Below are 11,913 nucleotides of genomic sequence, written 5' to 3' on the forward strand. Positions count from 1 at the left end.
CGTGAAGGCCGATACCGCTGGGCGCGGTATCAGGCCCCTCGGTCGGTTGTGAAGACCTAGTCGAGCAGGGACTTCAGCAGGCGACGGGTCGGTGCGGCGTTACCGGTGGCGGTCTCGTAGCCGAACTCCATCGGGGTGATGGTGACATGGCCTTCGGCCACCTTGTAGGCTTCGCTCGAGGTGTCGGTGCCGGGCTCGGCGGCATCGATGCTGTTCGGGGCGATGCTGATGCCGGGCAGGTCGGAGCTGATGCCATAGGCCGATGCCACCGGGTCGTCACCGAGGTTCTCGGCGAAGTAGACCTTATAGCTGTCGAAGTTGCCGAAACGGGTCAGGGTCCAGGGCAGGGCCGTGCTTTCGCCCGCTTCGAATGCTGGAAAGTTGACATTGAGCGCCAGCCCTTCGGGCAGAAGCTCGCCATCGCGGGATTGCTGCTCCAGTGTATCGAGCAGTTTCAGGGTCAGGTCCGCGGCTTCTGCGGCGAGAATCTCGTCGTCGGTCGTATTGCCGTCTGCACTGACGGCAATGGCCGGAATGCCGCGGCTCAGGGCGTACTGGGCGTTGGAAACGGTGCCGGAGGAGATGGTGATCGAGCCCAGGTTCTGGCCTTCGTTGGGGCCGGAAATGACCAGATCCGGGGCCTGTCCCCACTGCGCCTGTGCCTGTACATCGATGCCGTACAACAGGGCCATGACCGGGGTGCCGGCGACATAGAAAGCATTATTCAGGCCGGCGATCTCGCCGACGCCGGGAGCGCCGGCCGGGGCGGCGTTGCCGATACAGTCACCCTCGAGCGGGCCGATCGGCTGCAGGAAATTGATCGAGGCACCCTTGCCGCTCTGGTTGTAGCAGGGCACGCTCAGAATGACGTCGTGCCCGGCCGCTTCCAGGGCGGTCTGCATTGCCTGGACGTTGACGGTGAAGCCGTCATCGTTGGACAGTACGATATTCAGGGCGTGGGACTGCAGCGGAAACAGGGCAGCACCGGCGATAAGAAGCGAGGAGAGACGGGAAGGGGTCACTTGGAATACTCCAGACAGAAAATGTAGAGGCGCATATTCTCCGTTTCGATTATTACAGGATAATGAATTATATATTTGGCATTATGCCCGCCGTGGCACTGCGACCGGGCTGGCGGGCGGGCGTTCCCTGGTCCACTATTCTTCATATCTCTCAGTGTGGAGCGGGAAAAATGCACAGATCGATCAAATGCGGTAGCCGGGAAGCCATGATCGGGGTGGCCATGTCGGTAATGGCGTCCACTGTGTTGGCGCAGGGCCCCGTGGCGCTTGCGGCGCCCGAGCCGGGGCTGGAGGTCTGCTATATCGGGGGCTTTATTCGTCATATCGACGAGATGGTGCGCCAGGAAGACCGCAAACAGTGCGAGCCCGGGCCTGTGCTGCCGCAACTCGACTACAGCACCGGCACCGGCAATGTGTTGACGAGCCAGGACCATGACGGCGTCATGGCGCGGATTAGTGGCTTCATTCACCTGGAACAGGCCGGCTCCTATACCTTCGCCTTCGAATCCAACGATGGCGTCCGGCTCGAGATCGACGGTGCCATGATCCTCGAGGACCCGGACGTCCATTCGGACCAGTTCTCCGACTACGGCTACCTCGAAGTCACCGAACCCGGCTGGTATCCGCTGCTGATCCGCTATTTCGAACGCAAGAACACCTCGACATTGAAGTTCCACTGGCAGCCGCCAGGCACCGAGGGCACCATGCCGCTGGTGCCCGCCGTCGCGCTTGCGCACGGCTCCTAGCACGGGGCAGCAGCCTGTTTGGGCATCGTGACGGAGGTGCCTCAGCAGCGCCATGCAAACGAAAAAAGAGTCCCGCCGCGTCCCGCAGCATGTAGAGTGTGCGAGGCGTGAGGGGACTCAAATCGGCCGACCCGGCCGAGGATCGGGTACGGCCGGCGGTGCGGGGCGAGTTACCGCACCTGACTGAACAGCGAACCCCAGCTGTGCAGTCGTGACGAATCGGCGCCGGCGAGCCGCATGCCTTTCCAGACGCCGGTCGCGATACTGTCGTAGATCGGCACACCGAGTTCCCGCTCGAGCTCGGCGGCAACGCGGGTACCGCGCAGGTTGGTGCAGAATATGGCAATGGCGTCTACTTTCCGCTCCGACGCCACGGCGCGTACCATTTCGGCGATGGACTCCTCGCCGTACTCCGAAAAGGAGAAGTTGCCCCTGTCGCCCAGGTGGCGCTCCGCGACGCAGCGGTAGCCCGCCTCTCGGTAGTTGTCGACGATCTTTTCCTGCACCTCGTCGAGGTAGGGCGTGACAAGGCCGAACGTCCTGACCCGGGTTTTTTCGAAGATTTCGTTCAGCGCCAGTACCGAGCTGGACGCCGCAATGCCGGTTTCCCGGCTAATCGCCTCGCACAGCTCAGCGTCATCCTGGAAGCCCCGCCAGCCCGACGAGGTGCCGCTCCAGACGATCGACTGAACCCGGGCGTCCGCAAGCAGACGCGCCGCATCCATGAAAGGCGCCCGGTCGAACTGGCCCAGCGCCCTTTGCTCCAGTGAAATTTCGGTGACCCGAAGGCGTCCGAAGTGGGCGCTGACGTCGGGCAGTTCGTGCAGCATAAGCGTCGTCAGCGGCTCCAGCACCGTATTCGACGAGGGCGTGAGGACGCCCAGCAGGGTACGTGGGGTCATGTGTAGCTCCTGTTCAGTTAAGGCGGCACGGGTATCGAGCCGCCGTCATGTCGGCTCAGGTGCGGCCCATCAGCTGACGGACACCCTCGGCTGCGTCGCGGTGCAGCTGTTCCAGGTCCAGACCCGGAATAAGGCCGTTCTCCACCACCAGGCGGCCGTTGACGATGCTGTGGCTGACCGGTGCGGGTTCGCCGGCGGTGACCGGGGCCAGGGCCGGGTCGTGGAAGCCGAAGAAGCGCGGGTGATCGAGCTCGTACAGCACCAGGTCGGCGGCCTTGCCGACCTCGAGGGTGCCGACATCGTCGAGCCCCAGCACCCGGGCGCCGCCGGCCGAGCCCCAGTGGATGACGTCCTCGGCAAGCGTCGCTGCAGCGCCACCGGCGGCGCGGTGGATCAGCCAGGCCGTGTTGAGTTCGCCGGTCATGCTGCCGGACTCGTTCGAGGCGACGCCGTCGACCCCGATGGAGATCGGTACCCCGGCCGCAGCCATCTGCGGTATCGGCGCGATGCCGCTGCCGAGCCGCGCGTTGCTCACCGGGCAGTGGGAAACCCCGGTGCCGGTCTGCGCCAGCAGACGGATCTCGGAAGGCTGCACATGCACCATATGGGCAAACCAGACGTCCGGCCCCAGCCAGTCGTGCTCGGCGACGAACTCCACCGGCAGCAGGTTGTACTTGCTGCGGCAGAAGTCGACGTAGTTCTGCGTTTCCGACAGGTGCGTATGCAACCGCAGCCCGAGGCCCCGCGCCGCTGCCGCAAGCTCCCGGAGCAGCGTTGGCGGCAGCGAGAAGGTGGGCGTCGTCGGCGCGACCACGACCCGGCGCATCGCGTCGGATGCGCTCTGGTGATAGCGGGCCTTGAGGCGCTCTATGTCGCCGATCATGGCGTCCAGGGTTTCGGGTGCCAGCGCCGTTTTGCTGAAGCCGGGGTGTGCGTTGGCCGACTCCAGCGCGCCGCCGCGACACAGCGCGAAGCGCATGCCGAACTCCCCGGCGATATCGAACAGCGCATCGCCGGTTTCGGTGGTGCCGCCGCCGAAGTAGAGGTAGTGATGGTCGGCGCAGGCGGTGGCACCGGACAGCAGCAGCTCGGCCATGCCCAGTCGCGCGGCGGTCCGCACCAGCTGCGGCGTGAACAGGTCCAGCCGCGGGTACGGTACCGAGGCCAGCCAGCCCTGCAGGTCCTGGTTCATGCCCTCGGGCACGGCCTTGAGCAGGTTCTGGAACAGGTGATGGTGGCTGTTGACGCCGCCGGGGTACACCACATGGCGGGAGGCGTCGATGACGCGCTCGTCCGGTTGCGGCGCAAGGTCCGCCGCCATCTCGACGATGCGGCCGTCCCGGATGCGCAGGTCCACGCGACCGGCGCGCGCGCCTGCTCCGCGCAGGCCGGTCATTACCGCGATCGGGTTCTTGATCAGCAGATTCTGTGGTTGTTTCATGGCTTCTATCTCGATCGATCAGATGTTTTGGGTAACTGTTTCACGCGCCTTGGCTTGTGGCGCCTCTATGCCGTTGAGCAGGGCGTTCAGCAGCACCGACAGCAGGCAGGCAATGACCACGCTGCTGTGCAGGAAGGGCTGGCTCCATTCGGGCAGCTGCTCGAACAGCGCCGGTGACAGTACCGGCACCAGCGCCGCAGCAAGCGTGAAGCCTACGATGAGGACGTTATAGCGATTGTGCTCGTAGTCGACCTTGGCCAGCGTCTGGATGCCGGCGACCGCCACCACGCCGAACATGGCGATGCCGGCGCCGCCAAGTGCCGCGCTGGGGACCGAGGCGATCATGGCGCCGGCTTTGGGCGTCAGCGCCACGGCGCACATCATCAGTCCGCTGACGGCAACGACCCAGCGGCTGCGCACGCCGGTCAGGATCACCAGGCCGACGTTCTCCATGAACGCGATGAACGGGAAGGCCGCAAAACCGCCGGCGATGGTACTGGCCAGGCCGTTGGCGCGCAGGCCGTTGATGACCTCTTTCTCCTCGACCTTCTTGCCGACGATATCGCCAATGGCCAGGAACAGGCCCATCGACTCCACCATCTGCACGATCATCACCACCGTCATGGTGGCGATCGGGATGATCGCGAAGGTTGGCAGACCGAAATGAAAGGGCATCGGGACCGTGACCCAGGGCGCCTGCTCGACCGGCGCGAAGTCGCCCATGCCCAGCGACCAGGCCAGCACCGCGCCGACCAGCATGCCGATCAGCACCGAGAGGTTGCGCACCAGCGGGCTGCCGTAACGGTTGACCAGCAGAATGGTCGCGAGGACGGAAATCGAGACGAAGAGAAAGACCGGGGCGCCAAAATTCTCGGCGCCGTGACCGCCGCCCACCCAAGTGTAGGCAACCGGGAACAGCTGCAGTCCGATTACCGTGACGATGCAGCCGGTGACGACCGGCGGGAAGTATCGTCGCAATCGGCCGACGAAGGGCGCTGCCAGCATGGTAATGATGCCGGCGCCGATCACGGCGCCGCAGACGCCTGCGAACCCCACCTCGGGGTTGCTGCCGATGGCGATCACCGGGCCGACGCTGCTGAAGGCCACGCCCTGCAGAATGGGCAGGCGAACACCGAACTTCCAAAAGCCGACGGTCTGCAGCAGGGTGGCGATGCCGGAACAGAACAGCGTGGTACTGATGAGCACCACCGTATCCTCTTGGGACATCTGCAAAGCCGAAGCGATGATCAGCGGCACCGCGATGGCGCCGATGTAGGACACCGCCATGTGCTGAAGCCCGAGCGTCAGCATCTGGCGCAGCGGCAGCTTTTCATCGACGGGATGGACGTTTGAAGTCATGGTCATTTCTCCTCTGTATCTTTTTGTCTTTAAAAAGAGGCTTCCCCGTTCGGATTGCCGGGTGCCGCCAGCCGGTATCGGCCGGCGGGCTCCCGGGCGACTTCAATCAACGAGGCAGGCTTGGAACTCCCGGTTGAGCCGGGCACGGTCTAGATCGCGGCCAATGAACACCACTTTGCTCGAGCGCGGATCCCGTCCCCAGGGCTGGGCGGCACGGAAGTCGATCAGGCTGTGCACGCCCTGGAGGATATAGCGTTGATCGCGGCCGCGGGCGGACAATACCCCCTTCATCCGGAACAGGGTATCCGCCTGCTCCAGACGCAGCGCCTCGATCCAGCGACTGAAGGCGTCGAGGTCGATATCGGCATCGACCGCGATGCCGACCGACGTCACGCTGGCATCGTGCTCGTGGGTGTAATCCTGATCGTGGTGAGCATGGCCGCGATGTTCGTTCTCGGCGCCGATCTCCAGCAGCTTCTGCGTCGCCTCGAAGGCGCCGAGACCGAGGATGCCGGCGAGGTCGATCTCGGCGTAGCTGGACGTGACCAGCTCGGCGGTGGCGTTGAGCCCGCGGATGCGTTCGCGCAGCGCCGCGATCGCCGGTTCATCCACCAGATCGACCTTATTGATGACGATACGGTCGGCGCAGACGATCTGGTCGACGGCCTGGTTGTCGGCACCGTCGAGTTCGAGGTCCTCCAGGTGCTGGCCGATATGCTTGGCGTCCACCATGGTGACGATAGCGTCGAGCTCGACCTCCCTGGCGATGGGGTCGTCGATGAAGAAGGTCTGGGCGACGGGATAGGGATCCGCCATGCCGCTGGTTTCGACCAGGATGTGATCCAGGCGGTCCGGTCGCGCGACGAGTTCGCGCACCACGCGCACCAGGTCCTCGCGAACCTCGGCGGTACAGCAGACGCAGCCGTTGACCATTTCGTAGATCTCCTCGGAGTCGGACCTGAGCACCAGGTCGCCGTCGATGCCGACCTCGCCGAACTCGTTCTCGATCACCGCGATCTTGCGACCGTGGTTTTCGCGCAGGATGTAGTTGAGCAGGGTGGTCTTGCCGGCACCGAGAAAGCCGGTGAGCACGGTGACCGGGATCTTGTTGTTGGGACGCGGCGCGTCGAAGGTAGCGTTCATGGTGCCTCCTGGATACAGGTTGGATAGTCTGGCTGCGCGCTGACCGTCGGCTCGCGCCAGCGCAGCGCTGTGCCGGCGTCGAGTCCGAAGAGGTCGAGCACACGGCCCAGGCTGTGATCGATCATCTGATCGAGGGTGTCGGGACGGGCGTAAAAGGCCGGAACCGGGGGGGCGATGATGCCGCCCATTTCGGTAACGGCGGTCATATTGCGCAGGTGCGCCAGTGTCAGCGGTGTCTCCCGGGTCATCAGTACCAGCGGGCGGCGCTCCTTCAGGGTGACGTCGGCGGCGCGGCTGATCAGTCCAGACGAGACGCCGGTGGCGATCTCCGCGAGCGTGCGCATCGAGCAGGGTGCGACCACCATGCCCAGTGCCCGGAAGGAGCCGCTGGCAATGCCGGCCGCGATATCGTCACAGCGGTGGGTGTGGCTCGCCAGCGCCTGGACGTCCGAGAGCTTGAAGTCGGTCTCCAGCGCCATGGTCAGCTGGGCGGCGCGGCTCATCACCAGGTGGGTTTCGACGTCGAGCTCCGCCAGCAGCTCCAGCAGCCGCTTGCCGTAGACGAAGCCCGATGCGCCGCTGATGGCGACGACCAGCCGCGGCCGCGCGTTGTCGGTCGTTGAGCGGTGAATGGCGTTCATGCTTCACTCCGTTGCTGCGACAGCAGTTCGAGCGCACGTGCCCGCGCCGCTTCGTCGATACGGGCGCGAATACCGTCGAACGACGAACCCCTGGTTGCGTCCAGCGCCATTCGGGAGGTGGTCCCGTCGACCGAGGACGAGGGGTCCAGCGGGCTGCCGGGCAGGCCATCGACAATAAACTGGTCGCGGTGCGGCTGGAAATGGGTCGCCAGCGCCCAGAGCACCTGGCTGTCATCGGTGATATCGACGTCGCTGTCGACCGCGATCACCGTTTTCAGGTAGGGGTCCCATCCCAGCAGCGCCAGCATGATCTGGCGGGCCTCGCCGTCGCGGCTCTGGTCAAGCGCCACGTAGCAGTGGAAGTGGGTGCCCGAATTCGGGTAATGCACCGCGCGGACGGACGGGAAGCGGGCCCTGAGCTTTTCGCTCATCTCCGCCTCGCGGGGCAGCCGCGCCAGTGTCAGGTGCTCGGCGTAGTTGCCGCCGACGATATCGACCAGCCAGGGGGCCCGGCGCCGCATGAGGCTGTCCAGCCGCAGCAGGTTGTTGGTGGAACGGTCCGACGAGTAACCGCTGAACTCGCCGAAGGGGCCTTCGTCGGCATAATCGGCGGCATCGATGGTGCCTTCGAGCACGAACTCGGCGGCGGCCGGCACGCCAATGCCGTGCACGGGTGTGCGCACCAGCTCAAGCGGTGCGCCGAACAGTCCGCCGGCCAGCGCGCGTTCGTCGCTGCCGTACGGCAGCCGCGCCGCCGCGGCGAGCATGAACAGCGGGTGAGCGCCAATCACCATCGCTACCGGCAGCGCCTGGCCACGTTCCCGCGTGGCCTGCAGCATGCGCCAGAGGTGGCCGCGCGAGTGCAGGCTGGTGGCCAGCGCCTGGCGGGCATGGCGCATGGAGCGGTGGTAGCTGAGATTGGCGACGCCGGTGACCGGGTCCTCGGCGACGATGACCGCGTTGGTGATGTAGGGTCCACGGTCGCTGGCGAAGTGCCTGAGCATCGGCAGCCGCGCCAGGTCGAGGTCCTTGCCCCGGTAAACCTGGTCCAGCACCGGGCCGCTTTCGACATGTCGGGGTGCGAGCGGCGCATTTGCGCGGGCCTGAAAGGTGTCGTGCAGCTTGGCAGGTGTGACACCGAACAGGCGGGCGATGCGCTCCCGGGAGGCGAAGACGTTGGACACCACCGGTACCCCGAGGTCGCCGACGCGGTCGCACATCAGCATGGGCTGGCGGCCCTGCGCCGCCAGCGCGTCGATCAGTGCGGTGATGTCCTGGTCCGCGGACAGCGGCGTCTCGACCGTCAGCACGTCATCCGGGTGCTGGCGCCGGTATTCGGTGGCGAAATCGTGGAAATCCTGGCTTTCGCCAAAAAGGGTATTGGCCATGATGGCTGCTCCGTTGTCGGCAGGCGCGCGGGCGGGCAAACCTCGCCTGCGCGCCTCGGATCACTTCACGTAGGTCGCGGTGAGGCGCTTGTCCGCTTCGGCGAGGTCCTTCGGCGGCGCGGTCGGCTCGATGCCGACCAGCCGGGCAATGTTGTTGCCCAGGTAGTCCTCCAGGTGATCCTCGTCGATGCCAAGGCCCTGCGGCGGGTCGGAGCAGAGCACCTCGAGCTCGCGCAGCCACATACCCGGCTCGTTGGGCGGCGAGTCGGTGCCGAACACGATCTTGTCGCGCGGCAGCTGCTTGGCGAATTCGACGATGCGCGACTGGAAGCACCAGCCGGACTCGCAGTAGACATTGGGCGTGTCCATGGCCATCCAGAACGCCTCGAAGGAGTAGTTGCCGCCGGTCTGAATGCCAAAGTGGCCGATGATGAAGTTCACCATCGGGAACTCGCGGATGATCGGGTAGAACATGGTCGGGATGGTATAGGGGCCGTCACCGGTGTGAATCAGCACCACGATGTTGTACTTGGCGCACACCTTCATCGCCGGACGCAGCCAGTCCAACGCTCGGTCGGGCCGGTAGCCGTGCATGTTGGCGTGCAGCTTGAGCATCTTGAAGCCGTATTCCTTGATGTGGAATTCCAGCTCTTTGGCGCCGTTCTCCGGTCCCCAGCGGGGGTTGAAGGTGAAGTTGCCGATAAAGCGGTCCGGGTACGTCTGGCACAGTTCGGCGATATAGGACATGTAGTCGCGGATGCCCTCGCGGCCTCGGCGGTTGCCGTCGCGGTAGCCCGTATTGCCCGGCGGCGGCTGGATGAAGCCCATGTCAATGCGGCGCGGCTTGCCGTTGATCATGTAGGGGCCGTCCATCAGCTTGAGCATGCGCTCGCCGTTGAAAGGCGTGCCGGTATGGCGCCAGGCTTCGTCGACCAGGTTGGTGGGGTGCAGGTGGGTATCGATAATCATCTGTCTGTCTCCGGGGGGGGCTCAGGCGGTGACCGGGCTCGCGAGTAGCGCCTCGGCCTCCTCGACGGTCTTGGGCGGCGCGGTCGGCTCCAGGCCGATCATCCGGGCGGTGTTGTTGCCGAGGTAGTCCTCGAGGGTGTCCTCGTCGAGGTCCAGGCCCTGGGGCGGCTCGTGGCACAGCACCTCCAGCAGTCGCAGCCACATGCCGGGTTCGTTCGGCGGGGTGTCGGTACCGAACAGGATCTTGTGCTTGGGCAGCACCTTGGCGAACTCGACGATGCGCGACTGCAGGCACCAGCCGGACTCGCAGTAGACGTTTGGCAGCTCCATCGCCCACTGCATGGGCTCGAAGACGTAGACGCCGCCGGTCTGGACGCCGAAGTGCGCCATGATGAAGTCGACCTGGGGGAACTCCTTGATCATCGGCACCCACTCGGTCGGGATGCTGTAGGGGCCGTCGCCGGTGTGCAGCTTTACCGGAACCCCGAGTTCGGCGCATTTTTCAAACGCCGGCCGAACCCAGTCCAGCGCCCTGTCGGGACGGTAGGCGTGCATGTTCGCCTGCATCTGGACCATGCCGAAACCGTGTTCCTTGACGTAGCGCTCGATGGCCTCGACGCCGGCCTCGACGCCGCAGCGGGGGTTGTAGACGAAGCAGCCGATGAAGCGGTCGGGGTAGGTCTGCACCATCTTCAGCGTATAGGCCATGTAGGCGTCGATGGACTCCCGGCCGGAGAGTTCGCCGTCGGTCCAGGTATAGATGGTGTTGCCCTGGGGGGGCTGGATGAAGGCCTTGTCGATGCGGCGCGGCTTGCCGTTGATCATGTAGGGGCCGTCCATCATCTCCAGCAGGCGTTCGCCTGTGAAGGGGTCTCCGTCGTGTCGCCAGGCAAGGTCCACCAGATCGGTGGGGTAGCAACTGATATCGATGATCATGGATTCATCTCCTGATTGTGCGGGGAAGAGAACCTTCCGTGTCACAGCGGCGGAATCCCGATGGAGTCCCGGCCCTTGCCAGATGCACCCTTGCATCTGCCCCCGCCCGACTGCATCGCTCAATTGAACCCGCAGCTGCTTGGACCCCAGTATTGGCAAGCCTGGGAGCACCGTACAATACAATTTACCGGCGTTTGCGATAGGTATTCGATATCGTTAAGGAGTTGAGGTCAATCGAAGCGGTTAAACCCTCATCTTTAAAAGATAAAAGTGTTCCTGAAAGGCGACTCTTGCAGGTGCCATTTATTCAGTCTGATATGCGATAAGGGATAAGAAATGCTCAATTTTTTTGGATTGCATCGGGTTTATTATGCGCCTTTATTATTGTTAGGTTAACTTTACTGTGTGTCATTCAGCGTCCTCGTGGCAGTCGGCGACCAGGGTGCGAAGAGCGGCGACCACCGGCGCGACCTTCTCGTCCTGGCCCCGGGGCCAGACGGCATAGAGGTTGTAGTGTGCGCGGATCGCGGTATCGGTCAGGCGCACCAGGCGACCGGCGGCCAGGGCGTCATGGCACAGCAGGCCTCGGGCCAGGGCAACCCCGAGGCCTGCCTCGGCGGCATCCAGTAGGTTCGCGACATTGTCGAAGACCATGGCGGTTTCCGGCTCCCGGGCCTCCTGACCGGCGGCTTCCAGCCAGGGAATCCAGGATCGGCGGCTGTAGCCCAGCAACGGCAGCTCCAGCAGCGCGACCGGCGTCAGCGGAGGTTCCAGCCCCAGCGAGGCGAGCAGCGACGGCGCCGCGACGGGCGTGACCCGGTCGCGACACAGCAGTGCCATATCGCAGTCGGCCCAGTCGCCGTAGCCGTACCTCAGCGACAGGTCGACCCGCTCCAACGACACCCGATCGGCGTGCAGGCTCGAGAGCAGCGTAACCTCGTGGTCCGAAAGCCTGTTCAGCAACTGCGGCAGCCGGGCGTTGAACCAGCGCGGCGCCAGCTCGCCGTCGACATCGAGGCTCAGTTTTCGCGCCACCGGGCGGTTGCGCACCGACGACAACGCACGGTCGACCTGAGCCAGGCCGTCCGGCAGGATCTGCGCGAAAAGCTGGCCTGCGTCCGTCAGCTGAACGCCGCCTCCCTCGCGCAGGAACAGCGGTTGACCGATGAACTCCTCCAGGGTGCGTATTTGCTGGCTGATGGCGCTGTGTGTCAGGTTCAGCTGACGGGCCGCGCGGGTGAAGCTGCCGGTACGCACCGCCTGCAGAAAGGCGTTCATGGACTGAATAGACGGGTAGCGTTTGTGCATCAGTGTAAGTTCCGCTTACAGGTTAGGTCAGAAATCATCGCTGGTAGAGGCTGAATTT

At 64.7% G+C, this 11,913-nt stretch carries 11 protein-coding genes; 1 reads left to right on the top strand and 10 read right to left on the bottom strand.

Features of this window, described 5'->3' with window-relative positions; translation table 11 throughout:
- Positions 1-56: 56 nt before the first annotated feature.
- Complete coding sequence (locus IEX85_RS17145; RefSeq protein WP_188861843.1) at positions 57-1,022, bottom strand: 5'/3'-nucleotidase SurE; 966 nt, start codon at positions 1,020-1,022, stop codon at positions 57-59.
- Positions 1,023-1,192: 170 nt separating this feature from the next.
- Between IEX85_RS17145 and IEX85_RS17150 the strand changes: the two genes are divergently transcribed.
- A complete protein-coding gene (locus IEX85_RS17150) occupies positions 1,193-1,768 on the top strand; it encodes a PA14 domain-containing protein (protein ID WP_188861844.1) in 576 nt (191 codons plus the stop codon).
- Between the two features lie 170 nt (positions 1,769-1,938).
- Here the strand turns inward: IEX85_RS17150 and IEX85_RS17155 are convergent, their stop codons facing one another.
- The 9 genes from IEX85_RS17155 to IEX85_RS17195 all read right to left on the bottom strand — a co-directional run bounded on the left by IEX85_RS17155 (position 1,939) and on the right by IEX85_RS17195 (position 11,855).
- Entirely contained in the window at positions 1,939-2,670 is a 732-nt protein-coding gene (locus IEX85_RS17155) for a maleate cis-trans isomerase family protein (RefSeq protein ID WP_188861845.1), read from the bottom strand.
- A gap of 55 nt (positions 2,671-2,725) precedes the next feature.
- Positions 2,726-4,111 (bottom strand): amidohydrolase family protein, encoded by a 1,386-nt coding sequence (locus IEX85_RS17160; RefSeq protein WP_188861846.1) that lies wholly within the window; start codon positions 4,109-4,111, stop codon positions 2,726-2,728.
- Between the two features lie 18 nt (positions 4,112-4,129).
- Positions 4,130-5,470: a nucleobase:cation symporter-2 family protein gene (locus IEX85_RS17165; RefSeq protein ID WP_188861847.1), complete on the bottom strand. Its 1,341-nt coding sequence runs from the start codon at positions 5,468-5,470 to the stop codon at positions 4,130-4,132.
- A gap of 102 nt (positions 5,471-5,572) precedes the next feature.
- Positions 5,573-6,613, bottom strand: a complete 1,041-nt coding sequence (locus IEX85_RS17170) for a CobW family GTP-binding protein (RefSeq protein ID WP_188861848.1) — start codon at positions 6,611-6,613, stop codon at positions 5,573-5,575.
- Positions 6,610-7,254, bottom strand: a complete 645-nt coding sequence (locus tag IEX85_RS17175; protein WP_188861849.1) for a UbiX family flavin prenyltransferase — start codon at positions 7,252-7,254, stop codon at positions 6,610-6,612. Before IEX85_RS17175 ends, IEX85_RS17170 begins: the two co-directional genes overlap by 4 nt.
- A complete protein-coding gene (locus IEX85_RS17180; RefSeq protein WP_188861850.1) occupies positions 7,251-8,642 on the bottom strand; it encodes a UbiD family decarboxylase in 1,392 nt (463 codons plus the stop codon). The genes IEX85_RS17175 and IEX85_RS17180 overlap by 4 nt, the downstream gene beginning before the upstream one ends.
- Positions 8,643-8,702: 60 nt before the next feature.
- Positions 8,703-9,611 carry an amidohydrolase family protein gene (locus IEX85_RS17185; RefSeq protein WP_188861851.1) on the bottom strand — a complete coding sequence of 303 codons (909 nt, stop codon included), beginning with the start codon at positions 9,609-9,611 and terminating at the stop codon, positions 8,703-8,705.
- 21 nt (positions 9,612-9,632) lie between these two features.
- Complete coding sequence (locus IEX85_RS17190; RefSeq protein WP_188861852.1) at positions 9,633-10,547, bottom strand: amidohydrolase family protein; 915 nt, start codon at positions 10,545-10,547, stop codon at positions 9,633-9,635.
- 408 nt (positions 10,548-10,955) lie between these two features.
- Positions 10,956-11,855 carry a LysR substrate-binding domain-containing protein gene (locus IEX85_RS17195; RefSeq protein WP_188861853.1) on the bottom strand — a complete coding sequence of 300 codons (900 nt, stop codon included), beginning with the start codon at positions 11,853-11,855 and terminating at the stop codon, positions 10,956-10,958.
- Between the last annotated feature and the right edge of the window lie 58 nt (positions 11,856-11,913).

The organism is Marinobacterium nitratireducens, from assembly GCF_014645375.1.
Taxonomy (GTDB): Bacteria; Pseudomonadota; Gammaproteobacteria; order Pseudomonadales; family Balneatricaceae; genus Marinobacterium_A; species Marinobacterium_A nitratireducens.

Coding starts and splice junctions, on each gene's coding strand:
- IEX85_RS17150 (WP_188861844.1), top strand. CDS start 1,193: ATGCACAGATCGATCAAATGCGGTAGCCGGGAAGCCATGATCGGGGTG.
- IEX85_RS17155 (WP_188861845.1), bottom strand. CDS start 2,670: ATGACCCCACGTACCCTGCTGGGCGTCCTCACGCCCTCGTCGAATACG.
- IEX85_RS17160 (WP_188861846.1), bottom strand. CDS start 4,111: ATGAAACAACCACAGAATCTGCTGATCAAGAACCCGATCGCGGTAATG.
- IEX85_RS17165 (WP_188861847.1), bottom strand. CDS start 5,470: ATGACTTCAAACGTCCATCCCGTCGATGAAAAGCTGCCGCTGCGCCAG.
- IEX85_RS17170 (WP_188861848.1), bottom strand. CDS start 6,613: ATGAACGCTACCTTCGACGCGCCGCGTCCCAACAACAAGATCCCGGTC.
- IEX85_RS17175 (WP_188861849.1), bottom strand. CDS start 7,254: ATGAACGCCATTCACCGCTCAACGACCGACAACGCGCGGCCGCGGCTG.
- IEX85_RS17180 (WP_188861850.1), bottom strand. CDS start 8,642: ATGGCCAATACCCTTTTTGGCGAAAGCCAGGATTTCCACGATTTCGCC.
- IEX85_RS17185 (WP_188861851.1), bottom strand. CDS start 9,611: ATGATTATCGATACCCACCTGCACCCCACCAACCTGGTCGACGAAGCC.
- IEX85_RS17190 (WP_188861852.1), bottom strand. CDS start 10,547: ATGATCATCGATATCAGTTGCTACCCCACCGATCTGGTGGACCTTGCC.
- IEX85_RS17195 (WP_188861853.1), bottom strand. CDS start 11,855: ATGCACAAACGCTACCCGTCTATTCAGTCCATGAACGCCTTTCTGCAG.